The following is a 24,555-nucleotide window of genomic DNA, read 5'->3' as shown; positions in this document are numbered from 1 at the left end:
TATGCGCAGGTTAGGGCTTGATGTGCGATCGAGGGAAAGACCGGTTCGGGATAGAGTCAGAACGGATCGTTATCAATCGGCAGGGAGGTCGCGTGGCGCCGGACACGGTGAGCCTGCGGTACTTCCTGGTGCTGGCGCAGGAGTTGAACTTCACCCGCGCGGCCGCACGGATCGGAATCGCACAGCCCGCACTCAGCGCCCGGATGCGCCGATTGGAAGCGGAACTCGGTACGGCCCTGCTGGTCCGCAGCACGCGTAGCGTCGCATTGACCACGGCCGGTGCGGCTTTGGCGGAGTCCGCGCCTCCCGCGCTGGCGGCGCTGGACCGGGCATGGGACACCGCCCGGAGCGCGGCGGCCGGTGAACTGGGCACGCTGCGCATCGGATACAGCCTCAGCGCCGGGGCCGAGACGGCACCGGCGCTGGTCGACAGGCTGATGCGCGGCAACGGCGGACTCGAAGTCGGTGCGGTCCCGATGGCGACACCGGAGATCTCCCCCGCGGTCGCCGACGGTCGCATCGATGCCGGGATCACCCGCGGCGAACAGCCGGGCCGTGGCGTGCGCCGGTACCTGCTGCGGCGCATGCGCGTCGGGGTCCAGCTGGCGCAGCACCATCCGCTGGCCGAACACCCGGAGATCGAGATCGCCGACGCGGCCGCGTATCCGCTGCGACTCCCGGACCGTGCGGCCAACCCCGTGATCCACGATCAGCTGTCCGCAGTGTTCCGCGACATCCGGCCACACCCCCGGTTCCACACGCCCGCAGTCTCTTTCGACCTGTCTCAGCGCGACCTGCGCGACGGGTTCACCCTCGCCCCGGCCGGAGAAACCGCGATCACGGTACAACCGGCCGGCCTCACCTGGCGGCCGCTGCGGGGCGCGCCCAGCCTGACGATCCACCTGGTCCTCCCACGCGAGCAGTCGCCGCTACACCGCCGCGTCCGTGCCGTCGCCAAAACCCTGGCGCACGAGCTCGACTGGCTGCCGGACTGACGCGCGAGAGGTCAAGGGAGAGGACGGCTGCGGTAGCGAGCCCGATGTCCGAGTCGTGCACGGCGGGGAGATCCTCGCCCAGTACGCGATCTCGGCGGATTCCGCGCCTTCGGCGACGTCGAACCGGACAGGTACGGGTACGGGTACGGGTACGAGTAACCGACGGGAACTCCCGCCGTCAACGGCGTCCATGACGTCGGTCAATGCTTGACGCCAACCACTGTTCCGCTGCTCCCCGAGGCCGCAAGCGGTCACGCTCCTGAGACAAGGCGACCGTCGTGGGAGTCCCCCTCAGGCGCGGGCCGGTTCAGCCTCGGGATACGGGCTCAGCATCGTGTCGAAGTAGCCCTCTGGCGCTGCCTCCAGGAAGGTCGACAGGTTTTCCAGGAAGGCGCGCAGTGGGGGCGTCCCGTTGTGGCGGTCCAGTTCTTCCTGGGAGTGCCACACCTCGTACAGGAAGAAGCGGCCGTCCTCCTGCTCGTGGAGGTGGTACTGCAGGTTGCCTGGCTCTTGCCGGGTGGGTTCCACGAAGGACGAAAGGATGTTCCGGACCTCGTCCGCATGCTCCGGCCTGGGGCGGAGGAAACCGTAGAGGGCTATGGGGCGATCTGTGTTCGTCATGGCCCTCACGCTAAGATCTCACATCCATGTGAGGTTCAAGGGGTTGTGAGGAGCACCACATGAAGATCGGCGAACTCGCCGCCGCCACGGGCACCTCCGTCCGACTGCTGCGCTACTACGAGGAGCAGGGCCTGTTGGGGTCCGACCGCCTCGACAGCGGCCACCGCCGCTACGACGAAAGCGCCCCCGCCGTGGTCCGGCGTATTCGCGCGCTGCTGGATGCCGGCCTGCCGACCCGGGTCATCCGCGACCTGCAGCCGTGCATTCGCCAAGACGGCACGGTCGCCGCATGCAAGCTGGAGACCCTCCAAGAACACCTACAGGGTCTGGACGACCGCATCGCCGCGCTATCGGAGACCCGTAGCTCCCTGGCCGGGGTCATCTCGGCCACCCAGGCCCACGCACCGACACTCGTGTAGGACGGGCCGACCCCCTCATCCACACCGGAGCTTCCCTTCGGGGAGCAGTCACTGTGACCGCTCCCCGAAGGCGTCTCTCGGTTGATCTTCCTTGAATCGGGTCTGCACCTGCGGCAACGGGGATACGGAACAGGCACTTGGCGTCGTAGTTGGCCCATGCGGCCAAGCAGAGCGCTCCGCAGGCGGGAGCGAAGGGGGTGGCCTTCGGAGTCAGGTGCCGCCCAGGGCCCATGCGTCGAGCCCGCCGTAGATGCGGGCCCTGAGGCACTGGGGGGCGTCGAAGCCTGCGGCTTCGCCTCGGTAGACGGCGATGAGCGAGTCCTTGCCGCGCCACCAGGTGTCGGCGAGGCCCTGGACTTCGGGTACCTGCTCGAACCCGTGGAGGTCCAGTTCGTCGACGGCGCCGCCTTTGATCTTCGTGATGGTCTTGGCCCAGTAGCCCGCGTGGTCGGCCAGTGCCAGGGCTTCCACCCACCCCTCCGTGCTGGCGTGCAGCGGTGTCCAACGGTCAGCGTCGATGCCGAACTCGCCTCCCGGCCCGATCATGAACCCGTGGCCCATGGAGACGCGACAGCCGCCGGCCGGGAACCGCCATCCGTGCGCGTCCGAACCCTCGGGCACATCGGCCTCCAGAACACGCGGGCCGCCCTCGTATTCGGGGGCAGGGGGTAGGGCGATGCCGCCCCAGCGGCCCTGAAAGGCCACGGCCCGGTCGATCTCCGCAGCGGGAATCCCGTGTTCAAGCCATGTTTCCCGCAAGGGCGTCAGGTCCCGGTGGGGAACACGCAGACCGTGCACCTCAACGAAGTAGCGAGCTCGTCGGCTCAAGCCTTCGGGCGCCTGAGGGGTCTGCGGCACCCGGGTGTCTGCCGTCACGGTTGCTGCCTTTCGCCGGGGGAGGTTGGTGCGGCCGGGTGCGGCGGTGCGGACTGCTGAGGAGCGCTGGACCAACGGACGGGGTCGCCGCCGGGGCCGTCGGTGAGCCAGGAACCGTCGCCCAGGGGCACCAGCTCGTACGGGTTGCTCGCCTGCACGGTGAATTCGCCGCTGACCGTGCCCGTGCGTACGTCGACCAAGTGGTAGCGGAACCACTCTTCCTCGTCCTCGCTCTCACCTCCCAGGGTGACGATGGCCGTGTCCTCGGTCAGGTAGCCGCCGCTCCATTCCACGAAGGATTCCTCCGGGTCATACCCGAAGGCCTCGACGGGGAGCGTGAAGACCACGTCCCCGCTGGGGTGGTCGTGGAAGGCGACGTCCGCCTGCCCGTGGTCTACGGTCATGAACTGCTGCCCGGACGGGGCCAGGTCGATCAGGCAGCGGTCCGGCCACGGGTACGTCACGAACTCCGGCTCGCGGTCCTCCCCCACCGTGCCCCGGAGAATGACGGATCCGTCCTGGCCCTCACCGATGTCGAGGTAGACGCTGCCGTCCACCGGATGCACGTGGTGGCCGGCGCCGTGCCCGGCCGTCTCCAGCTCTTGGCGGGCGAGAACCGCACCGCCATCGGCATCGTGCACGACCCACTGGTCCCCGCCCCCGCGTCCGGCCATCGCGTCCGGGCGGTAGACCCACACCGTGCGGCCGTCCAGAGACAGCACGCAGCCGGGCCGGTGGCCATGGCGTACGTCGGAGTGCGGCTCGAAGTCCGAGGCCCAGACGAGGTCGCCGGCACGGGTGACGCAGACGACGCGGTTCAGCGTCGTGTACACGACCCGCTCCAGATCCTGCCGGACCACCGACGCCACGACCTCGTCGCCGGCCCGCGGCGGGAAGACCGCTGCGGGCTCCAGCGTCCCGTAGACGCCAGCGCCCACGACGTAGGCGTGGATCCGCCCGTCGCGGAGACGGGTGATGACCTTCGGTGGCGGCTCAGGAATCATCCGCTGAGGCTAACGCCCAGGTCAGGACGCTCAGGATCCGGGGCCGTGTGCACCGAGCAGGGCAGGCGGTTCAGGGCAGACGGTCTCAGGACCTCCTGTGAATTGGCGCGCTGTTGGCCCGCCTGGCCACGTGGCGTGCACAGCCGTCCGCGCCGGCGCGGGGAGGAGAAGATGACGGACATGAACATCGAACAGGCTGTCACGGAATTCGGGAACGCCGAGGAGGTGCCTGGACTGCCCATGGCCTGGCGATGGTCACCCATGTCGCGCTTCGTGTTCTCCCTCGCCATGGACATCGACGGGCAGTGGGCCTACCAAATGAACTCGCTGGACGTCCACGACGAAAGCTGACCAGGGCTGTTCTTGAGTTCGCGAGGCAGAACCGGCTCGGGCGCGGATCAGGTTCCCGACCTCTCACGATGGCCGCCGGCTTCTCCTACGGGACGTACCGGTTCGACGCGGTGGCAGCGGCCGCACCGTCCGTGCACGGCTCCCACCATGGGCGGAACGAGGCCCTGAACGAGGTCGTTTCAGCGGTCTTCCCGGCGTACCAGTGCGAGTTCCGCGGGGACGAAAGCCAGGATGAGGCCGTTCTGCGGTACAAGCGCATGCTGCGGCCGACGACCATCTCCCGGCCCCCGGCTCCGTACGTGCGGATGCGCTACGAGAACACCCGGACCGGCGGCGGCAGCGTGGGCCCGTCCCGTGGGTTCACCACACACGACGTGCTGCTGCGGGAGTTCAGGCTCCTCGAAGGCGCACCGGGGAGCTTCGTCGAGTTCGAGAACTTCTCTGGCCACGTGTGGCACGTCGAATGGAACGGTTCGTGGCTGGTGAACGGCGCGCCACAAGACGCACCGCCCTCCGAAACCTGGGTGACATCGGTTTTGGGGTGGCCGTAGGGGTCTCGACAGCCTCCGTCCCCCTTCGGCCGTGGTCGTCACGGAAGAGCGGGCAGAACTAACCAGAGCACTGACTGATCGTTTCAGAATGAGGGCTGGGTCTCGGAGCACGAGGGCTTGCGAGGAGGTGGTTGGTCGGGTGTGCTGACTGCTGCTGTAGAACGATCGCTATGAGCTGGGTGGCGAACGTGATGATTTCGATTGACGCGGCGGACAGCGCGAACGCAGAGGTGCTGAGTGCGTGGTTGCGGACGGACGCGCCTCGTCACGCTGACCGAGAGGGTCGCGGAGTGGGCTCTTTGGAACCGCTGACGAGTCCTGAAACCCATCGCTGGGGTGGGTGGAAGAACCCGGAGTGCGAGGTGTGGGCGGGTGCTCTGAACCACGCAGATCTCGGCGCTCTCAAGCAGCGTGTGTTCGAGATGCAGTGGCGCGAGCCGAATCTGGTGCAGCTCCTGGTGATGGATCAGGAGGAGGGGTTCTTCCGCATCTGGATGATTAGGGGCGGCAAGCTGCGGCAGTTCGCACCGTTGGAGCCGAACGAGGACGACGACGGCTTCTATCAGAGTTGGTGAGGTGGGTCCGCAGCGCCGCACAACTCCTACCGCTGCTGGACACCGTTCCGCCGATTCGGGGTCGGCGGGGACGCCCCCGCCGCAAGCCCCGACGTCTGTACGCGGATCGGGGCTACGACTTCGACAAGTACCGCCGCCGCCTCTGGAAGCGTGGAATCAAGCCCCGGATCGCCCGCCGTGGTGTCGCTCACGGTTCTGGACTGGGCAAGGTCCGCTGGGTCGTCGAGCGCGCCTTCGCCTGGATACACCAGTTCAAGAGGCTCCGCATCCACTACGAACAACGCGCCGATCTCCACCAGGGCCTGCTCCAACTGGCCTGCGGCCTCAAATGCCTCCGCCGTCTGCGAACCTCATTCTGAAACGATCAGAAAGCCCCCAATCGTCTGACTGAGTAATTCAGTTGGCGGGATTCGCCATGTACGGCGCTCGCTACAGGCGGAGCTGTGACCAGTGGTGATGCGAGTTCGCACGGAGAACCAGGACCCGTCCGGCGGGTCATGGCCGGGGCCGCGGTGTCTGGCGTGGCACCTCGCCGCGTGGCCGAATCGTCCCGACAGCCACGTTCTCGCGGATGCCGCGGGTCCGGGCCGGACGCGGCTGGCGACATCGACTGGCTGGTGCCGGTCGACTCGACGATGGTGCGAGCCCACCAGCACGCCCTGGAGGGCTTCCGAGGGTGCTTCGGATCGGTCACCATGGAGGTCCGTCGGCGATCCGAGGGTGGGAATGAGCGAGGGTGGGAACGTTCCGGACGGGCAACCACAGCCGGTCGGACCCGTGCCGTGGCTGGCGCTGGCCTGTCTGGTCGGGTTGTCTCTGGCCTACGTCGTACTGACGAACTTCACCGGAGAGTTGCGGACGGCGCTGTGGGGCGAGCCAGGGACCGTGACCAAAACCGACTGCCGGACGTACGACAACACCGTGGCCAATGCGGGAACGTCGACGTTCTGCTCGGGCGCCTTCACCCCGGACGACGGCGGCTCGTCGTTCGATGTCCCCGTTGACGGCGACGTCGACGCGCCACCGGTCCGTGCGTGGCTGGTGGACGGTACGTCCGGCACCGCGTACGTCTCACCAACGGTGTGGACGGGGGTGCTCCCGGTGGGACTGGCCCTCCTCCTGGGCGGTCTCCCGGTGGCGGTGACGGTGAAGCACGTACGCCGCTTACACGCACAGCGCCGTAGAGAGCCGCTTCAAGGGTGAGACCCAGAATCGAGTGCGTGATCGACGACGAGCACGACGGGTACAGCGAGCACGTCACCCGCCATCCCCGCGGAGTGCGAGCGCACTCCAGGTCGCACAAGCTGCGGAAGTAGCCGCTCAAGAGCCTGCAGATGGCCGACCAAGACGCCGCCGGCACGTCCTGCACATACGGCCCGTCCCGGCTGCCCACGTTCGACACCAGCCCTCCTCTGCCGTCCTGCTGCGCCGCGCAGCGGGTGCAGAGATCCCGGATGGCCGGATGGTCGGCGGCCGAGGTACGTCCTTGCGACCAGTCGCCTGCCCTCCTGGCTATGCCGACGGTCCGAGATCTCCTTCCAGGACCGTCTGGATGATCTGGGGCCGGTCCCAAAGGGCCAGGATCTCGTTCGCGATGGCCACGACCGGCAGGGGGTCCTGGTCGCCGTGCACCTCGATGGCTGCGGCCGACGGGCTGCGCGGTACGGCCTCAGCGTCCAGGAGAACCCTCCACTCCTCCGGCCCGAGCTCCAGGAACTCCAGCCCCGTGAGCTCGGCGATCTCCAACGGGTCGGCCAGGGTGCCGGGGTAAGCGGTGAGGGTGCGCAGGCGGGGCAGCCCGGCGACGAGGGCGAGACTGAGCGGCACACCGTCCCACACGCCTATGGACAGGGCCTCCAAGTCAGGGTGCGCGGCGGCCTGGATGCTCTTCAGGCTTGCGATGTTGACCCTGGCAACGGCAGGCGGCCGCTTCTCTCGGGGCGTGGGCTCCGCGGCGAATCGGCCCAGCACCATGTCGGTGAGGGAGTGTGCAACGAGTTCGGCGCCGATGCTTTCCTCGTGGGAGAGCATGATGACTTGGCCCGTGTGTCCGCGGGGGCCGGGTGTCAGATCGACGGCCAGCCTGTCTCCGCCCCCGTTGTCGCCGAAGGCGATCCAGCCCGGCGAGCCGACGAGGCCCTGCACCATGGCGTCGGGCCGTGTGACGACCGCCTTCGTCGCCGCGAACTCCCAGCGACAGTCACGCGACGCCGCGTCGGCGACGTACAAGCTGTCGAGATCGAACAGTTCGCATCCGACCGCTTCGCACTCGCTCATCGCTGCTTCGTAGTCGTCACCCAGGTCCTCCCACCGTGCCCGCGTCACCCGGTAGAGGGCCTTGAGCTCGTCGGGGAGCGCGACGCCCAGGCGCGATTCGGCGGCGGATATCTCTTCCTCCGTCGCGCCGATGGCGTGCGGCAAGCGTTCACGCAGTGTCCGCTCCAGCAACGCCGGGTCCGCCGAAGGGGCCGGCGCCGCCCCAGGAGACGGTTCAGGGAGACGGCGCCAGGGCTCGGGGAGAGCGCCGTCGACCAGGATGAGCGCCCCCGGGTGCGGGGTACCTATGCCGGGTTCGACGGCGGGGCTGGGACCCAGCAGGCGGAGCACGGTCTTCCCGGCCGGGTGTATCTCCGCCGTGAACGAGACGTCGTCGACTCCAGCGGCCGCAAGCGCGCCCTGCACCCGCTCCACCGCGTCGAGCTCCTCCCGCATGTCCTCTACCTGAGCGGCCCGGCCGGGTGGTGGCATCCGCCGCGTCAGAGCCAGACTCCAGCCTCCTCGCCCTATCCGCCCGGCCACTCGAACGGGCCCGGCAACGTGCCCTCGCGCCCGTTCGGCCAGAAGGAGCCGCAGCACCGGCTCCCAGGTCGCGAAGTCGCCTATCGATGCGGTGGAGAGCCTCTGATCAACCATGCGCAGACCGTACGCGGAGCCGCTGACACCGGACCGGCCAGGTACTCCTGCGGGACAACTGGACCGCTCAGGGGCCGACTAGGACTTGTCCGGCCGATCCTGCGGATGCGGGAGTGGATCTATCCTGAGTGCCTGGGGAGGGGGCGACATGGAACGGGACGTTCAGCTAGTGCGGGACTTGGTCGCGGTTGCGCCCGGCTTCAAGGACCTGTTCGAAGCGCACGTCTTCAACGAGGACGGTGTCCTGCCCCATGTCTTCTTCTGGGATGTCGTTCAGGAGACCGTCGAGTCGTTCCTCGGAGGAGACGCGACGGATTGGCAAGTCACACTGCGATTCCTAGAAGAGCAGCTTCGACTCGATGTCCTCGAAGTGGGCCAGGTGGTTACCACCTCGTTCCTCTTCAATCTCCCATGGCCTGATCAGCCCGGATATGGCCTTGTTGACCACCTTGGTCCCGCCCTGCGTGCGCGGTTCGCTGCGATCCGGCCGTCCGGCTAGGACGACCTGTCCGGTCAACCGTGTGACCACTGCGTGTCCAGGCCGTTGTTTTGGACATGGGGCGGGGTGATCTGAGTGATGTCGAGTGGGAACGGCTACGGCCGTTCCTGCCGGTCAGCAACAGGCGTTGTGCCACCTCAGCGCGGACGGCCGCTGCCGCCCGCTGTCCCTGATCGTCACGCCGGGTCAGCGGGCGGACTGCACCCAGTTCAAGCCGGTACTGAAGAAGATCCGCGTCCCGAAGCTCCGGCCCGGCAGGCCCCGCAAGAAGCCCGACAGCGTCGCCGCGGACAAGGCCTTCATCAACGGCCGTCCCGCGAATACCTGCGGCGCCGCGGCATCCGGCACACGATCCCGGAGAAGACCGACAGCCAGGCCGCCCGCCTGCGCAACGGATCACGCGGCTTCTTCCTTTCCGCGTTCGCCGCACTTGGCGACCCCGAATCGTGGGCCTACTACGACAAGAAGATCGCCCAGGGCAAGCGCCACGCCCAAGCCCTGCTCTGCCTCGCCCGACGACGGGCCGACGTCCTCTTCGTGATGGGCCCCTTCCACGGACGGACCAAAATCGTCGGGCTCGACCAGTCAGGACTGCCGCCCGCAGGCTTCCGCGGTCGCCCCGGTCGAACATCAGGACCCTGGCACTCCGCCGCCAAACACATCTAACTGGCAGTTCGAGCCCCCGACGCCTCTGCGGGCTGGATCTACGAATACGCCGGCATCGACACAGCGGCGGATGGCTGACGCACGCTTCGCCGCCACCGGGGTTACCCCAACAGCTTGACCAAAGAGATGCCCCCAGGCGGACCTTGATCGGCCGGACAAGTCCTGGGGCGCCACGTCGGTTCGCGCAGCCTGTGGGCACGTCAACGGTGCCTGTGGGGTGGATCGGAGCGTGAGGGGCCGGTCACGGGACGGTGCGGGCCCTCACCGGTTCGGGTGGTTCTCCGTGCCGGGCGGGTGTTCGCGGCACCCCTTCCCACCGGCCCGTATGCCCGTCGGGCCGGTTCGGGGCGTCAATCCGCGCGTTTGCTCCTGTTGTTGCCGAATGCGAGAAAAGGGCGGCCAGGTGCGATTGCCTGGGGCAACGAGGGGAGCAGGACGTGGGCGGTATCACTCTGGTGACGGACGAGCAGGCCGCCCCGCGGCCGGCTCCGGTCCACTTCGAGAAGGGGAGCCGTCCCGAGCCGGCCGGCCGGGACACCGCGGGTGCGCCACCGCCCGCCGTCGAAGTGGGTTCGGAGCCCGAGGAGTTCAGCCCGCGCCGGGTCCGACTCGTGTTCTTCGGGCTGATGCTGGCCCTGCTGCTCGCCGCGCTGGAACAGATGATCGTCGCCACGGCGCTGCCGAAGATCGTCGGGGAACTCCAGGGCCTGGACCGGATGTCGTGGGCCATCACGGCCTATCTGCTCACCTCCACCATCGGGCTGCCGCTCTACGGGAAGCTCGGCGACCTCTTCGGCCGCAAGAGCGTCTTCCAGTTCGCCATCGTGGTCTTCATCATCGGTTCCGCGCTGGCCGGCTGGTCGCGCACGATGAACGAGCTCATCGCCTTCCGCGCGGTCCAGGGCATCGGCGCCGGCGGGCTCATGATCGGTGTGCAGGCGATCATCGCGGACATCGTCCCGCCCCGGCAGCGCGGCCGTTTCATGGGGCTGATCGGCGCGGCCTTCGGTCTCGCGTCCGTCGCCGGGCCCCTGCTCGGCGGGTTCTTCACCGACCACGCGTCGTGGCGCTGGTGCTTCTACATCAACGTCCCGTTCGGGCTGATCACCATGGCCGTCATCTCCGTCGTGCTGAAGCTCCCCAAGCCCGCGGTCCGGCCCCGGCTCGACGTGATCGGCGCCGTACTCCTCGCCGCGGCCTCGACCTGCCTGGTACTGCTGACCAGTTGGGGCGGCACCGAGTACGCGTGGGGCTCGCGGATGATCCTGGGGCTCGCCGTCGGCGCTGCGGGAACGTCCCTGCTCTTCGTGGTCGCTGAGCACCGCGCGGCCGAACCGATCATCCCGCTGCGGCTGTTCCGTGACCCGGTCTTCACGGTCACCAGCCTGGTCGGGGCTGTCATCGGCATCGCGCTGTTCGGCGCCGCCAGTTATCTGCCGACCTACCTCCAGATGGTCGAGGGGGCCACCGCCACCGAGTCCGGGCTGCTGATGCTGCCGATGATGGGCGGAGTCGTCGTCGCCTCCATCGCCTCCGGCCAGCTGATCAGCAGGACCGGCCGCTACAAGATCTACCCGGTCCTCGGCGGGGCGCTGTCCACCCTCGGCATGTGGCTGCTGTCCCGGCTGGAGACCGACACCACCCGGCTCGCGTACAGCATGTGGATGGCCGTCCTCGGGATCGGAATCGGGCTGGTGCTGCCCGTACTGGTCCTCGCCGTACAGAACTCGGTGCGGCCCACGGACCTCGGCACCGCCACCAGCGCCAACAACTACTTCCGGCAGATGGGCGGCAGCATCGGCGCCGCCGTCTTCGGCACGGTCTTCGCCGGCCGGCTGACCGATGCCCTCGCCGACCGGCTGCCCGTCGGCGCCGGGCTCCCGGACTCCTCCGCCATCACTCCGCAGCTGGTGCGCTCCCTGCCTCCGACCGTCAGGGACGCGTACGTCGCGGCCTACGCCGAGGCCATGCCGCGGATCTTCCTCTACCTCGTGCCGGTGCTCGTCCTCGGCCTGCTCATCGCCTGCTTCCTCAAGGAGAAACCGCTGGTGTCCCACAACGCCCCCGCAGCCGACTCGCTGCTCTCCGAGGCTCTCCCGCAGCCGCTCCCCGGCGAGGTTCCCGCCGCGCGTGCCTCGACCGACGCCGCCCAACCGGGTGGGCTGCCGGTCTGTGGCACCGTCCAGCACCCCGACGGCAGCACGGTCCCCGGCGCCGCCCTGACCCTGATCGACGTGAGCGGCCATCAAGTCGGCCGGGGCGCGAGCGGAGCCGACGGACGCTATGCGCTGAGCGTGCGCGGCCCCGGTTCGTACGTCCTGATCGCGGCGGCCGGCGGCCATCAGCCGCAGGCCGTCAGCGTGACCGTGGGAGAGCGGCCGGTCGAGCTGGACGTGGTGCTCGGCGGCGCCGGGCGGCTGGCCGGCATGGTCCTCACGGCCGACGGCACCCCGGTCCGCGACGCGGCCGTCACCCTCACCGACGTCCGGGGCGAGGTGGTCTCCTCCACCCGGACCGACCAGGAGGGCACGTACCTCATCGCGGAGCTGGTGGCGGGCGAATACACCCTGTCCGCCAGCGCCCCGGCGTTCCGGCCGGCAGCGCTGCCGGTGAGCGTCCAGGCCTCCCGCGAGACCCGCCAGGACGTGGAGCTGGCGGGCGGCGCGGTCCTGCGCGGCACGGTGCGCGCCGGCGCGGGAAGGCCCGTCGAGGATGCCAGGGTCACCCTGCTCGACGCGGCCGGCAACGTGGTGGACACCCTGACCACCGGTCCGGACGGGACCTTCCGGTTCGTCGACCTGCCGTCCGGCGAGTACACGGTCATCACCGCGGGCTATCCGCCGGTGGCGACGGTCCTCCAGGTCGCGGGCGGCGGCCGCACCGAGCGGGACGTGCGGCTCGGGCACAAGGACTGACGAACAGTCATGAAAGCGGCCGGGCTGCTCCGAGGGGCGGCCCGGCCCTCTCCCTCCCGGAGTCTCGGCCCACCGGGTCGGCCGGCATCGCCCCGCACGATCACCCGCTTCATCGCGCGGACCCTCGCGACGTCACCGCGCGGATCCACCCGACGTCACCGCGCGCGACAGCGGGAATGGAGACCTGCACGTGTGAACCGGCATGTGGGTACTGCGGCCGCGCCACCTGGAAAGTACGATCAAGCAATGTCTGACATGACCGAAACCACGCCCGGCTGGCTGACCACGGACGAGCTTGAAGTGGCCAGAACCCAGATGCCGATCCTGTACGTAACGGCGGTTCCCGTGCGGGTAGACGAGAGCGGCGAAGTCACCGGCATCGGGCTGCTGCTGCGCATGGGTCCGGACGGAACGGTCAGCCGGACCCTCGTGTCCGGACGCGTTCTGCACCACGAGCGGGTCCGTGACGCGCTGTTGCGCCATTTGGAGAAGGACCTCGGGCCCGTGGCCCTGCCCCGTGTCCCCGCCTCCCTGCAGCCCTTCACCGTCGCCGAGTACTTCCCCACCGCCGGCATCACCGCCTATCACGACCCCCGCCAGCACGCGGTGTCGCTCGCCTACGTCGTGCCGGTGGCCGGCGACTGCCGGCCCCGGCAGGACGCTCTGAACCTGGTCTGGTTCAGTCCCCAGGAGGCCGCCGACCTGGCCGTGCACGACGAGATGCCCGGCGGCCACGGCGTACTGCTGAAGCAAGCGCTCGCGCACACCGGACACACCTACTGAGAACCCCGCACACAGTCCGCGCACCATGAGCGGGGACAGCCATCGCATCCTTGGCAACGCCCATCCGATGTGACCGGCGCACCTGTTCATACGTCATTTCGCCCTCGAGGGCGGGCTCCAGCCGCCGTTTTGCCGGCTGCTGGAGCCCGCCCTCTCCCGTCAACCGCCCGGCTCGCATGACGTGGACGGTGCCTCCGGACCACACGACAGCACAGACACCACGGACATCACGGAAACCGACGGGAGCGTGCGCGAGGTGCCCTCAGGTCGGCATCAGACCGCTCTGGTACGAGATCGCCACCGCTTGGGCTCGGTCACGGGCGTCGAGCTTGGCCAGGATCCGCTTCACGTGCGTCTTGACGGTGGATTCCGCGAGGGAGAGCAGCTCGGCGATCTCCGTGTTGGACAGGCCCTGGGCGACCTGCCGCAGCACTTCGCGTTCACGGGCTGTCAGGCGCTCCAGGCGTGCGTCGGCCGGTGCCCGCGGGTCACTTGAGCGCGTGGGTGCGGGCTGGGCCGCGAGCCGGGTGAGGATGTCGCGGGTGACGGCCGGATCCAGCACGGCCTGACCGTCCGCGACGGTCCGTACGGCTTCGATGAGACGTTCGGGAGAAGCGCGCTTGAGGAGGAAGCCGCTCGCGCCGGCCCGGATCGCACTCCAGACGTACTCGTCGTGATGGAACGTCGTCAGGACCAGCACCCGGGTCGGCAGCCCCGCGGCCACGATCCGCCGGGTTGCCTCGACCCCGTCGATACCGGGCATCCGTACGTCCATCAGGATGACGTCGGGGACGAGTTCGTGGCACAGACGGACGGCCTGGATGCCGTCCGCCGCCCGCCCGGCCACCTCCAGGCCGTCCTCGGTCCCGAGGATCAGTTCGAGGCCGGCTTGGAGCAGCGCGTCGTCGTCGGCCACCACGATCGTGATCGGTCGCTCGTCGCCGGCCGCTCCTTCGGCGTGCCAGGTCATCGGACCGGGAGCGAGACGCGCAGGCGGAACCCGCCCTGCTCGCCCTGCCCGTGCTCGAGCCTGCCGCCCAGGATCGACACGCGTTCGGCGATGCCGAGCAGACCTCGTCCGGGCTCGTAGCCGCTGCCCGCACCCTGGCCGTCGTCGCTGACCTCGATGTCGAGGCGGTCCCCCACCCGGCGGACGGTCACGTCGGCGGATCCGGCGCGGGCGTGCTTGACCGTGTTGGTGAGCGCCTCCTGCACGATCCGGTACGCCGACATGTCGATGCTGCTGGGGAGTTCGTCCCGGCCGGGATCCAGCTGTGCCGCCACGCTGATCCCGGCCTGGGCCATCCGGTCCGTGAGACGGCTCAGGTCGCCCAGCTTCGGCCGGGATCCGGCCGGTTCGGTGCGGCGCAACAGGCCCAGAACCCGGTCCAGTTCCTCCAGGGCATCACGGCCGGAGTCTTCCAGCTGCCCCAGCACCTCGCGGGCACGCTCCGGGTCGCGGTCGAGCAGCCTCCGGGTGGCGCCCGCCTGAATTAGCATCACATTGACGGTGTGGCCGACGAGGTCGTGCAGCTCGCGCGCCATCCGGGCGCGCTCCCCCGCGATCACCTCCTCGCGGAACCGGAGTTGGCTCGCGTCACGCTCCTCCAGGCGCCGCGCGGCGCCGAACCCGATGGCCCAGACGAGGAGCCACAGGAAGAGCACCCCGGCCGGCACCACGGACCAGACGTCGCGTTCCTCCTGCCCGGTGAAGTAGGCGATCATGCCGAGGAATGCGGCGAACGGACCGGTCCAGGCCCGGGTGCGGCTCGCGTGCAGGCCGAGGGAGTACAGGCCGATCAGGTTCGCGTACGGGGAGAGCGGGTTCTCCAGGCCGCACAGCGCTTCGACGGACAGGGCCGCGGTACCCGCCAGGTAGGAGGCCAGCGGCGCGGTTCTGCGGCACGCCAGCGGTCCGGCGACCGCCGCGGCGCATACGACGGCGCGCGTGGTGCCCGTGTCCGCTCCTGCGGCCGGACCCCATCGTTCGACGAGCATGACGGCGAAGAAGGCCGCGGCGAGTACGGCATCCGCGGCGAGGCGGCGGGCGAGCAGCGGGCGGCCCGTCGGGATCCGCCACGTACGGGGCGGTCGCCACGTGCTCGGGTGGTACGCGGGTCGGCGCATCGCTGCCAGGTCCTTCCAGCCGGGGGCGGGCTCCGGAAGCCGGCTGTCCCCCGTTGGCCTGTTGCCCTGTTGCCCTGTTGCCCTGTTCCGCACGTTAGCCGGGGACCGCGGGGTGCGCATCGTCCCTGTGGGGTACGCCGCCCCCGGCTGCCACCCCTCCCGGGGGCCGCCGGGTGCCCCCGGGAGGGGACGCGGCCGAGGCGGCTCCCTTCCTAGCGTGGCGAGCACGAACCGCGCCCGCTCCTGGAGGACCCGTGAACCGCTCACCGGCAGCGTCACCATGGCATCGCCCGCTCCTGCTGAACTCCGCGCTGATGTTTGCCGTTTCACTGCTCTGCGCCGTCGCCGCGCTGGTCGATGACCGTCAACTCCTCGGTGAATCGGTCTGGTTCAAACCGATGAAGTTCGGCGTGGCCTTCGGCATCTACGGAGCCACGCTCGCCTGGCTCCTGAGCAGGCTCGACAAGGCCGCGCGGGTGGGCTGGTGGACCGGAACCGTGATAGCCGTGGCCGGGGTGATCGACGTCTGCGCCGTCGTCTACGCCGCTGCCCACGGCACCTACAGCCACTTCAACGAGAACACCGACGCCGTCGCCCGGAACGTCTCCGCGGCCTTCTCCATCGGCGTCATGCCGCTCCTCGTGGCAACCCTGGTCATCGCGACGCTGGTGCTGTTCCGGTCCGGCACCGACCGGGCGCTCACCGTGGCCCTGGGTGCGGGGCTCACGCTCGCGGCCGCCGGCATGGCCGTGGCGGCCTGGCTCACCACCGTCTCCAGTGAGCCCCGTACCGTCCAGGACGCGTCGGGGAACCCGGTCGTGTTGAGCGGCGCCCACGGGATCGGCGATCCCGACGGGCGGGGGATGCCGCTCACCGGCTGGAGCCTCACCGGCGGAGACCTCCGCGTACCCCACCTGGTCGGCATGCACGCCATCCACGTCCTCCTGCTGATCATCGCCGTGATGCACCTGTACGGGACCCTCTCCCGCCGCCGGCTCGACGACGGGGTCAGGACCTTGATCGTCGGCGCGGCCGCGTGCTGGTACACCGGGTTGTTCGCGGTACTGACCTGGCAGGCGCGACGCGGGCAGTCGGTGGCGCACCCGGACCGGCAGACGCTGATCGCCCTCACCGCGGTGACGGTACTGACCGTCGTCGTCACGGCGCTCGGCCTCACCCTCACCACGCGGCGCACGCAGTGCACGCAGCACTGGTGTAGCGCCGGGCGGGTGCGGAGACGTCCTCGGGACGGTCGGACCAGAGGGCCGGGCGTACGGGCTGATGTGGCCAGGACTCGGGCAGGATGGCCGGGTGCACACATCGGATTTGATCGCGCGGGCGGCCGCTCTGGCCGATGAGGACGCCCGGCGGATCCTCGGCATCGCCGGGCCTCCCGGTGCCGGGAAGTCGACCCTGGCGGCGCTGATCGCGGACGCGCTCGGACCGGAGCGCGCCGTGGTGGTGCCCATGGACGGGTTCCACCTCGCGCAGGCCGAGCTGGACAGGCTCGGGCGGGCCGAGCGCAAGGGCGCGCCCGACACGTTCGACAGTGCCGGATACCTCTGCCTGCTCCGCAGGCTGCGGGATCCCGGCGAACGCACCGTCTACGCACCGGCCTTCGACCGCTCGCTCGAAGAGCCGATCGCCGGCAGCATCCCCGTCGACCCGGGCGTGCCCTTGGTGATCACCGAGGGGAGCTACTTGCTCCACGACGCGCCCGAATGGGCACCCGTAGGGTCGCTCCTGGACCAGGCGTGGTACGTGGCGCCCGACGAAAGCCTGCGCGTGCGGCGTCTCGTCGACCGGCACGTGCGCCACGGCAAGGACCCGGAGTCGGCCCGCGCTTGGGTCGCCCGCTCGGACGCCCCCAACGCCCTCCTCGTCGCGCGCGGCCGCCACCGCGCGGACCTCGTGGTCGGCTCCGGCTGACCACCGCGGCAGGACCGCAACCAGGCCGCGGTACCCCGCTGCGGATACCCGGCCGCGGATGCACGGCCCCGGGTGGCCGGAACTCGTCCGAGGTCGCCGATCCATTGCGTACCAACTGGTAACTTGCGCGAGTTGATCATGCTCGCAGCCACGGTCGGTCATGCTCCCGGCCCGCGCCGCGCCGCCTCGCCCCTCGGTCAAGGAATCACATTGGCACGCACCGCCCGGACGACCTCCCTCGTCTCCACGTCCGCCGTCGCACTCACCCTCTCCCTCCTCGGCGCCGCCGCCCCCGCGGCCGCCGCGGACGCGCCCACACCCCACCTGGACTCGGTCGAGCAGACCTTGCGGCAGGTCTCGCCGGGCCTGGAGGGCTCGGTGTGGGAACGCACCTCCGGCAACCGGCTCGGCTCGTCCGACCCCGGGGGCGGCGACTGGCTGCTCCAAACACCCGGCTGCTGGGGCGACGCCACGTGCGCCGATCGGCCCGGATCGCGCCGTCTTCTGGAGAAGATGCGCCAGGACATAGCCGATGCCCGGCAGACGGTGGACATATCGTCACTGGCCCCCTTCCCCGACGGGGGCTACCAGGAGGCGATCATCGCCGGCCTCAGGGAATCGACCCGGAGGGGCAACCGGCTGAAGGTGCGCATCCTGGTCGGCGCCGCCCCGCTCTACCACTCCACGGTGATCCCGTCGTCCTACCGGGACGAGCTGCTCGCTCGACTCGGCCCGGGCGCCGCGGGCAGCATCACGCTCAACGTGGCCTCGATGACCACCTCGAAGACGGCCTTCTCCTGGAACCACTCCAAGCTCGTGGTGGTGGACGGCAGTTCGGTCATCACGGGCGGCATCAACAGCTGGAAGGACGACTACCTCGACACCACCCACCCGGTGAGCGACGTCGACCTCGCGCTCTCCGGACCCGCGGCGGGCTCAGCGGGCCGCTACCTCGATTCCCTCTGGGACTGGACCTGCCGGAACAAGACCAGTTGGAGCACGGTCTGGTTCGCCGCCTCACCCGGCGCGGACTGCATGCCCACCCTGCCCCGGCCCGCCTCGCCGCAGGGCGGGGGCGACGTGCCCGCGCTCGCCGTCGGCGGACTCGGTGTGGGCATCCGCCAGAACGACCCCGCCTCCTCGTTCCGCCCGGTCCTGCCGGCGGCGGGCGACACCAAGTGCGGGATCGGTCTGCACGACTACACCAACGCCGACCGGGACTACGACACGGTCAACCCGGAGGAGAGCGCGCTGCGCGCCCTCGTCTCCAGCGCGAACTCCCACATCGAGATCTCCCAGCAGGACGTGCACGCCACCTGCCCGCCGTTGCCCCGCTACGACGTACGCCTCTACGACGCCCTCGCCGCGAAGCTCGTCTCCGGCGTGAAGGTCCGCATCGTCGTGAGCGATCCGGCGAACCGCGGCGCGATCGGCAGCGGCGGCTACTCGCAGATCAAGTCCCTCTCCGAGGTGAGCGACGCCCTGCGCGGCCGGGTGGCGGCCCTGACAGGTGACGGGGCTCGGGCGCGGACAGCCCTGTGCGACAACCTCCAGTTGGCCACGTTCCGGGCCTCCGACGCGCCGGCCTGGGCCGACGGCAAGCCGTACGCCCAGCACCACAAGCTCGTCTCGGTCGACGGCGCGGCCTTCTACATCGGCTCGAAGAACCTCTACCCCTCCTGGCTGCAGGACTTCGGGTACGTGATCGAGAGCCCGGCCGCGGCCGCACAGCTCAAGAGCGACCTGCTGGACCCGCAGTGGCGCTACTCCCAGGCCACCGCGACGTACGACCACACCCGCGGGCTCTGCAAGGGCTGACACCCCCGCCCCACGGTGCGGCATGGAGCGGTACGGCGCCGGGATCACGGCCGGAGTGAAGGGCAGGCCGGAGCACCCCAGGGTATACGCCCGGCGTGTCCCGAAAAGGATAGATATTGATCTGCTGTAAACAATGATCGGATCGCCCCGGCGCCTCCCCCAAAAGAGGAGATCAGACAATGAGGCCACTGCGCCGCCCCCGCCAGGCCGCTACCTTGCTCGCCGCGCCCGCATGCGCACTCACCCTCGCCGGCCTGGTCGCCACCCCCGCTCACGCCGCCACCATCGACGTCGCCTGCTCCCCCGCCGCCCTCATCCAGGCCGTCACCACCGCCAACAGCACCCCCACCACCTCCGACACCCTCAACCTCGCCCGCGACTGCACCTACACCTACTCCGAGCAGATCGCCGGCCCCGGCCAGGCCGCGCTCCCCCAGATCACCAGCCCCGTCACCATCAACGGGCGCAACGCCACCATCGCCCGCGCGGACAAGACCGACAACGAATTCCGCTTCTTCAACCTCCCTCCCACCACCGGCGCGAACCTGACGCTCCGAGACCTCGTGCTCGACAACGCCGAAGTCGCGGGAGTCGCCCAGGGAGGGGCCATCCAGCTGGGATTCGGCACCGTTGCTTCCCTCAACAACGTCCGTCTCACCGGCAACACCTCCGGCAACGGAGGCGGCGCCATCAACAACAACAACGGAAGCCTCCGCGTCGTAAGTTCCTACTTCAACGGCAACAACACCGAATCCGGCCACGGCGGTGCCATCCTGAGCACCGGCACCACGCGCGTGGACCTCAGTGTCTTCACCAACAACTCCACCGGCCCCGTCACCGGTGGCAACGGCGGAGCGATCTCGCACAGCAGCATCTCTTCGCCCTTCACCCTCACCTCGAGCATCCTCACCGGCAACGAAGCTCAAGGCCTGGGCGGCGCCGTCCACACCAACGGCTTCTCGGCGACCATCACCGACAGCCAGATCCGCCGCAACGACGCCAGAACCGGCGGGGGCATCGCCAACTTCGGCGCGCTCAACATCAACGTCCAAACCAGCATCCGCGGCAACACCGCGAGCTTCTCCGGTGGCGGCATCTACAACTTCGGCACGCTCAACACCCGCAACACCGTCATCGACGGGAACACGGTCACCCAAGGAACCGGCGCCGGCATCCACAACCACGGCGACCTCACGCTCAACGACTCCCGCGTCACACGCAATACCGCGGCCTACGCCCCCGCCGGCCTCCACAACAGCGGCGGAAGCGTCACCCTGAACCACGCCACCATCGCGAACAACAACCCCGGAAACTGCACTCCCTCAAACGCCCCTGTCACGGGCTGTACCCAGTAGGTACGCCCGGGGCGGGTACACCGAGGCCGAAGACGATCCGCTTCACACTCCCGGTCGTACCAGCCCCGACTCGTAGGCCACGATGACCAGTTGCGCCCTGTCCCGGGCCCCCAGCTTGCCCATGATGCGGCTGACGTGGGTCTTGGCGGTCAGCGGGCTGAGACCGAGGGCCTCGCCGATCTCGGTGTTGTTGAGTCCGCACGCGACGAGGGTGAGGACCTCGCGCTCGCGGTCGGTGAGGCATTCGGGGCCGGCCTCGGGCGACGCTGCCGTGGGGCTGAGCAGGAAGCGGGCGATGAGCCGGGAGGTCGGTCCGGGCGAGAGGAGGGCCTCCCCGCCGGCCACCGTGCGGATCGCCTCGAGGAGTTCGGCCGGGCGCGTGTCCTTGACCAGGAAGCCGGAGGCCCCGGCGCGCAGGGCCTCGACGATGTTCTCGTCCGTGTCGTAGGTGGTGAGCACGAGCACCTTCACACCGGCCAGGTCCTCGTCCGCGGCGATCAGCCGGGTGGCCTCGATGCCGTCGAGGTCGGGCATGCGGATGTCCATCACCACCAGGTCGGCCCGTTCCTTGCGGGCCAGTTCGACGGCCTCCCGCCCGGTGGCGGCCTGTCCGACGACGGTCATGTCCGGAGACGACTCGAGGAGCATCGCGAACGCGGCCCGTACGAGCGCCTGGTCGTCGGCGAGCAGAACGCGGATGGTCACGGGTTGCCTCCCAAGGGCAGTACGGCACTGACCTCGAAACCCTTGCCGGGAAGTGGCCCGGCGTCCAGCGTTCCGCCCACACTGCGCGCCCGCTCGCGCATGCCGACGAGCCCGAAGCCGGGCGTGCCCCCGCCCGTGCCGGTTCCGTCGTCGGTGACGGTGACCCAGAGGGAGCCTTCTCCGGCGCGCACGCCGACCCGGATGCCGAGGTCCCGCCTGCCGCCGTGGCGTACGGCGTTGGTGAGGGCCTCCTGCACGATCCGGTAGGCGGCCGCGCCCACGGCGGCGGGCGGCACCTCGTCGGTGACCGTCAGGTCCACCTCGGCCCCGGAGACCCGGGCGGCCTCCACCAGACCCACCAGGCCGTGCAAGTCCGGCAGGGGGTCGCGGGCGTCGCCCGTGCCGTGCTCGCGCAACACCTCCAGGGTGGTGCGCAGTTCGCTGCGTGCGGTGCGGCAGGTCTCGGCTATGTCGTCGAGGGACTTGGCGATCGCCTGGCGGTCCAGGCGCTTGGGGTCCGCGTTCAGGACGTGGGCGGCGACGGAGGTCTGCACGCCGATCAGGGTGATGCTGTGCGCGAGCAGGTCGTGCAGGTCCCGTGCTATGCGCAGCCGTTCCTCGGCGACGCGGCGGCGGACCTCCTGCTCACGTGTGCGTTCGGCGCGCTCCGCGCGCTCGACGACCGCGGCGACGTACTGCCGGTAGAAGCGCAGGGCGACGCCGATGAAGACCACGGCGAACACCCAGCCGGAGATCCGCAGCGCCTCGGCGGCCTGCTTCCTGTTGATGACCATCATGACGCTCAGCGCCACGGTCATGGCCACGCTGGTGGCGAGCAGGGTGTACAGCGGTCGGCAGATCACGGCGAGGCTGTACAACACGACTGCCGCGACCGGGAACGCGGCGGCGTGGTTGTTGTCGAGGGCGTGGTACGGCAGGAGCAGGACGGCCTCCGCGGCCAGCGCCACCAGCGGGTGGCGCCGCCGCCACAGGATCGGCAACTGCGCCGGGAGCAGCAGGAGCCAGCCCAGCGCGTCCGGTCGCCGGGACGGGTCGGTGACGAGGGCGAGGACCACGGCCAGGGCGGCGACGACGAGGGCGAGCAGGACGTCCTTGCGCGTGGCGTGCTGGGCGGTCCGCGGGTCGCGGTTGATCACCGTCATGATCCGCTCGCCGAGATGGGGTGTGAGTTCAGCTTCGGGCACGTGCTCATCCTCCGTCACATGGGCGCCCGTCCCGCAAGGGAGGGGCGCCCAGGGAGATCAGACGGGGTCGGGAAGGTGTCAGACGCGCTCCGGTTCCCGGAGCGGGGCTTCGGGAACCGGCGCCTTCGCCATGGGGCCCGGCCACCACACCTTCCTGCCGAGGGCGACGCTGGCGCTGGTGACGAGGTAGGTGCGGACGAGGAAGGTGTCGAGGAGCACGCCGACGGCGATGACGAAGCCGAGCTGGACCAGCGCGACGAGGCCCATGTTCATCAGCACCGCGAAGGTGGCGGCGAGGATGAGGCCCGCGGAGGCGATGACACCGCCGGTGGTGCGCAGGGCGGTGAGCGCGGCCGTGACGGGTTCGGCGCCGCCCAGGGATTCCTCCCGCATGCGGTGCATCAGGAAGATGCCGTAATCGACGCCGAGGGCCACCAGGAACACGAAGGACAGCAGGCCGAGAGCGGGGTCGGTGCCCTGGAAGCCGAACAGCGGCTCGAACACCAGGCCGCCGATGCCGAGGGAGGCGCCCCAGACCGCGACCACGGACGCGACCAGCATCAACGGGGCGACCAGGGAGCGCAGCAGGACGATCAGGATGAGCAGGACGGAGAGGAGGACGATCGGTACGACGACCTTCTGGTCACGGGCGTTGGTCTTCTCCAGGTCGATCTGCTGGGCGCTGGGTCCGCCCACGAGTGAGCCGTCCAGCTTGTCGCGCAGGCTCTTGATCGTGCGGGTCTCGGCGTCCGTCTGCGGAAGTGCGGAGGCGATCACGGACACCTCGGTCCAGCCCTCTCCCGTCCGGCCGATACGGGCGGAGGCGACGCCCTCGGTGGAGGTGGCCGCCGCGAGGGTGGCTTCGCCGCGGTCGGCCGGAGTCATGACGGTGATGGGCTGGCTGGAGCTGCCCGGGTAGGCGTCGGCCAGGGTCAGCATGGCGGAGACGGATTCCGGCCGGTCGACGAAGGCGTCCTCCTGCTTGAGGTCGCCGGGCAGGTTCAGGGCGCCGAGGGCGAGCGCCCCCAGCGCGAAGGCACCGGAGACGAGAACGGCCACCGGGCGGCGTCCGGCAGAGCTGCCCATGGCCGAGAACAGCGAGCGGCGCTCCTTGGGAGCGCTGCCGAAGGCCGGGATGAGCGGCCAGAACACGCGGCGGCCGAGCAGGACCAGGAGGGCGGGCAGGAGGCTGAGCATGGCGATCAGCGCGCACAGCACGCCGACGGTGCCGAGGGGGCCCATGGCGCGGTTGGAGTTGAGATCCGCGGCGAGCAGGCACAGCAGGCCTACGGCGACGGTGCCGGAGGAGGCGATCACGGCGGGCCCGCAACCGCGCAGGGCGGCCGCCATGGCCTCGTACGGACGCTCGATGCGGCGTAGTTCCTCGCGGTAGCGGGCGACGATGAGCAGGGCGTAGTCGGTGCCGGCGCCGAAGGCCAGGATGGTCATGATGCTGGTACCCGCGCCCGAGATGGAGGTGCCGAAGCCCTGGTTGAGGCCGTAAGCGACGCCCATGGCCAGGTAGTCGGCGATGCCGGCGACGACCAGCGGGATCAGCCACAGTACGGGGCTGCGGTAGATGAGGATCAGCAGGATGGCGACGACCGCGACCGTGGTGTAGAGCAGCGGGCCGGCGAGGGAGTCGTACACCTTTTTCGCGTCGCGGACGACCGCGCCGGGGCCGCCGACCTCGACGGTGAGGCCATCGGCGGAGCGGGCGGTCTCCCTGATGTCGTCGACGAACGCGTTGCGCAGTTCGTCGTCGTCACCGGGTTCGATGCTGCTGACCGGGTACATGAGCGTGGTGCCGTCCTGGGAGGGCACGCCCTTCGGGGTGTCGGTCAGCTTGTGCTCGTCGGCGATCCGCCCGATCTGCCGCTCGGCGGTCTCGCGGTCGGCGGCGGTGAGGGCTCCGTCGCGCTGGTAGACGAGGACGAGCTCGGTGCTCTCGCCGCCGGGCAGCCGCTCCTGGAGCTTGGCCACTTGGGTGGAGTCGGCGTTCGCGGGCAGATAGTCGGTCACCCGGTCGCGTGTGACGTCGGCGAGCTTCCCGGCGAACGGCGCGGCGACCGCGAGCACGGCGACCCACAGCGCGAGCACCAGCCAGGGCAGTGCTCGTCGCCGTCTCTGTGTAAGTCCGGCCCCCATGATCGGGCCTCCCTCCGGTTCGGGCGTCTTGTGGTGCTTCCAAGACTCCCGGCGGGCGAAGGCCGGAGCGTCGCGCCTGAGATCGAGTTCGCGGGTACTG

22 protein-coding genes and 2 pseudogenes are annotated in these 24,555 nt (G+C 69.9%); 15 read left to right on the top strand and 9 right to left on the bottom strand.

Features of this window, described 5'->3' with window-relative positions:
- Positions 1-92 precede the first annotated feature (92 nt).
- Positions 93-995: a LysR family transcriptional regulator gene (locus tag ACFYYB_RS34500; RefSeq protein ID WP_389440796.1), complete on the top strand. Its 903-nt coding sequence runs from the start codon at positions 93-95 to the stop codon at positions 993-995.
- A 291-nt stretch (positions 996-1,286) separates the two neighbouring features.
- On the opposite strand, the gene ACFYYB_RS34495 is transcribed toward ACFYYB_RS34500, so the two are convergent.
- Entirely contained in the window at positions 1,287-1,616 is a 330-nt protein-coding gene (locus ACFYYB_RS34495; RefSeq protein ID WP_389440793.1) for a putative quinol monooxygenase, read from the bottom strand.
- Positions 1,617-1,675: 59 nt separating this feature from the next.
- On the opposite strand from ACFYYB_RS34495, the gene ACFYYB_RS34490 reads away from it, so the two are divergent.
- The gene (locus tag ACFYYB_RS34490) at positions 1,676-2,035 is read left to right on the top strand and encodes a MerR family transcriptional regulator (protein ID WP_389440791.1); all 360 of its coding nucleotides are present in this window, start codon (positions 1,676-1,678) and stop codon (positions 2,033-2,035) included.
- Between the two features lie 210 nt (positions 2,036-2,245).
- Here ACFYYB_RS34490 and ACFYYB_RS34485 read toward each other — a convergent pair whose 3' ends face one another.
- Both ACFYYB_RS34485 and ACFYYB_RS34480 read right to left on the bottom strand, forming a co-directional pair.
- On the bottom strand, positions 2,246-2,911 hold the full coding sequence (locus ACFYYB_RS34485) for a hypothetical protein (protein ID WP_389440788.1): 666 nt from the start codon (positions 2,909-2,911) through the stop codon (positions 2,246-2,248).
- Positions 2,908-3,915, bottom strand: coding sequence for a hypothetical protein (locus tag ACFYYB_RS34480; RefSeq protein WP_389440786.1), 1,008 nt, complete (start codon positions 3,913-3,915; stop codon positions 2,908-2,910). Before ACFYYB_RS34480 ends, ACFYYB_RS34485 begins: the two co-directional genes overlap by 4 nt.
- Before the next feature lie 180 nt (positions 3,916-4,095).
- On the opposite strand from ACFYYB_RS34480, the gene ACFYYB_RS34475 reads away from it, so the two are divergent.
- The 5 genes and pseudogenes from ACFYYB_RS34475 (at position 4,096) to ACFYYB_RS34455 (ending at position 6,595) form a co-directional block, all read left to right on the top strand.
- Positions 4,096-4,266: a hypothetical protein gene (locus tag ACFYYB_RS34475; RefSeq protein ID WP_389440784.1), complete on the top strand. Its 171-nt coding sequence runs from the start codon at positions 4,096-4,098 to the stop codon at positions 4,264-4,266.
- A 68-nt stretch (positions 4,267-4,334) separates the two neighbouring features.
- Positions 4,335-4,817 (top strand): hypothetical protein, encoded by a 483-nt coding sequence (locus tag ACFYYB_RS34470; protein WP_389440781.1) that lies wholly within the window; start codon positions 4,335-4,337, stop codon positions 4,815-4,817.
- Between the two features lie 170 nt (positions 4,818-4,987).
- Positions 4,988-5,392 carry a squamosa promoter-binding protein 15 gene (locus tag ACFYYB_RS34465; protein ID WP_389440779.1) on the top strand — a complete coding sequence of 135 codons (405 nt, stop codon included), beginning with the start codon at positions 4,988-4,990 and terminating at the stop codon, positions 5,390-5,392.
- A 20-nt stretch (positions 5,393-5,412) separates the two neighbouring features.
- Positions 5,413-5,751, top strand: a pseudogene (locus tag ACFYYB_RS34460) (transposase); the annotation flags it as partial.
- Between the two features lie 367 nt (positions 5,752-6,118).
- Positions 6,119-6,595 carry a hypothetical protein gene (locus ACFYYB_RS34455; protein WP_389440777.1) on the top strand — a complete coding sequence of 159 codons (477 nt, stop codon included), beginning with the start codon at positions 6,119-6,121 and terminating at the stop codon, positions 6,593-6,595.
- Between the two features lie 309 nt (positions 6,596-6,904).
- Here the strand turns inward: ACFYYB_RS34455 and ACFYYB_RS34450 are convergent, their stop codons facing one another.
- Positions 6,905-8,305 (bottom strand): SMI1/KNR4 family protein, encoded by a 1,401-nt coding sequence (locus ACFYYB_RS34450; RefSeq protein ID WP_389440774.1) that lies wholly within the window; start codon positions 8,303-8,305, stop codon positions 6,905-6,907.
- 148 nt (positions 8,306-8,453) lie between these two features.
- On the opposite strand from ACFYYB_RS34450, the gene ACFYYB_RS34445 reads away from it, so the two are divergent.
- The 4 genes and pseudogenes from ACFYYB_RS34445 to ACFYYB_RS34430 all read left to right on the top strand — a co-directional run bounded on the left by ACFYYB_RS34445 (position 8,454) and on the right by ACFYYB_RS34430 (position 13,168).
- Positions 8,454-8,804, top strand: a complete 351-nt coding sequence (locus ACFYYB_RS34445; protein ID WP_389440772.1) for a hypothetical protein — start codon at positions 8,454-8,456, stop codon at positions 8,802-8,804.
- 399 nt (positions 8,805-9,203) lie between these two features.
- Positions 9,204-9,347: pseudogene (locus tag ACFYYB_RS34440) on the top strand (IS110 family transposase); the annotation flags it as partial.
- Between the two features lie 560 nt (positions 9,348-9,907).
- Entirely contained in the window at positions 9,908-12,385 is a 2,478-nt protein-coding gene (locus tag ACFYYB_RS34435; RefSeq protein ID WP_389440769.1) for an MFS transporter, read from the top strand.
- Positions 12,386-12,640: 255 nt separating this feature from the next.
- Positions 12,641-13,168 (top strand): NUDIX hydrolase family protein, encoded by a 528-nt coding sequence (locus ACFYYB_RS34430; protein WP_327309609.1) that lies wholly within the window; start codon positions 12,641-12,643, stop codon positions 13,166-13,168.
- A 262-nt stretch (positions 13,169-13,430) separates the two neighbouring features.
- Here the strand turns inward: ACFYYB_RS34430 and ACFYYB_RS34425 are convergent, their stop codons facing one another.
- Positions 13,431-14,138, bottom strand: a complete 708-nt coding sequence (locus tag ACFYYB_RS34425; protein WP_389440767.1) for a response regulator — start codon at positions 14,136-14,138, stop codon at positions 13,431-13,433.
- Positions 14,135-15,295 carry a sensor histidine kinase gene (locus ACFYYB_RS34420; RefSeq protein WP_389440764.1) on the bottom strand — a complete coding sequence of 387 codons (1,161 nt, stop codon included), beginning with the start codon at positions 15,293-15,295 and terminating at the stop codon, positions 14,135-14,137. Before ACFYYB_RS34420 ends, ACFYYB_RS34425 begins: the two co-directional genes overlap by 4 nt.
- A gap of 314 nt (positions 15,296-15,609) precedes the next feature.
- On the opposite strand from ACFYYB_RS34420, the gene ACFYYB_RS34415 reads away from it, so the two are divergent.
- From ACFYYB_RS34415 to ACFYYB_RS34400, 4 genes are all read left to right on the top strand, one after another.
- On the top strand, positions 15,610-16,653 hold the full coding sequence (locus ACFYYB_RS34415; RefSeq protein ID WP_389440762.1) for a hypothetical protein: 1,044 nt from the start codon (positions 15,610-15,612) through the stop codon (positions 16,651-16,653).
- On the top strand, positions 16,577-17,224 hold the full coding sequence (locus ACFYYB_RS34410) for a nucleoside/nucleotide kinase family protein (RefSeq protein ID WP_389440760.1): 648 nt from the start codon (positions 16,577-16,579) through the stop codon (positions 17,222-17,224). Before ACFYYB_RS34415 ends, ACFYYB_RS34410 begins: the two co-directional genes overlap by 77 nt.
- 210 nt (positions 17,225-17,434) lie before the next feature.
- Complete coding sequence (locus ACFYYB_RS34405; RefSeq protein ID WP_389440758.1) at positions 17,435-19,042, top strand: phospholipase; 1,608 nt, start codon at positions 17,435-17,437, stop codon at positions 19,040-19,042.
- A 179-nt stretch (positions 19,043-19,221) separates the two neighbouring features.
- On the top strand, positions 19,222-20,397 hold the full coding sequence (locus ACFYYB_RS34400; RefSeq protein ID WP_389440755.1) for a hypothetical protein: 1,176 nt from the start codon (positions 19,222-19,224) through the stop codon (positions 20,395-20,397).
- Between the two features lie 42 nt (positions 20,398-20,439).
- Here the strand turns inward: ACFYYB_RS34400 and ACFYYB_RS34395 are convergent, their stop codons facing one another.
- The 3 genes from ACFYYB_RS34395 to ACFYYB_RS34385 all read right to left on the bottom strand — a co-directional run bounded on the left by ACFYYB_RS34395 (position 20,440) and on the right by ACFYYB_RS34385 (position 24,455).
- Positions 20,440-21,102 (bottom strand): response regulator, encoded by a 663-nt coding sequence (locus ACFYYB_RS34395; protein ID WP_389440752.1) that lies wholly within the window; start codon positions 21,100-21,102, stop codon positions 20,440-20,442.
- Positions 21,099-22,265: a sensor histidine kinase gene (locus tag ACFYYB_RS34390; protein ID WP_389441260.1), complete on the bottom strand. Its 1,167-nt coding sequence runs from the start codon at positions 22,263-22,265 to the stop codon at positions 21,099-21,101. The genes ACFYYB_RS34395 and ACFYYB_RS34390 overlap by 4 nt, the downstream gene beginning before the upstream one ends.
- 120 nt (positions 22,266-22,385) lie before the next feature.
- On the bottom strand, positions 22,386-24,455 hold the full coding sequence (locus tag ACFYYB_RS34385) for an MMPL family transporter (RefSeq protein WP_389440750.1): 2,070 nt from the start codon (positions 24,453-24,455) through the stop codon (positions 22,386-22,388).
- Between the last annotated feature and the right edge of the window lie 100 nt (positions 24,456-24,555).

Source organism: Streptomyces sp. NPDC002886 (assembly GCF_042888445.1).
Taxonomy (GTDB): Bacteria; Actinomycetota; Actinomycetes; order Streptomycetales; family Streptomycetaceae; genus Streptomyces.
This window is presented reverse-complemented; position numbering and strand designations above follow the sequence as displayed.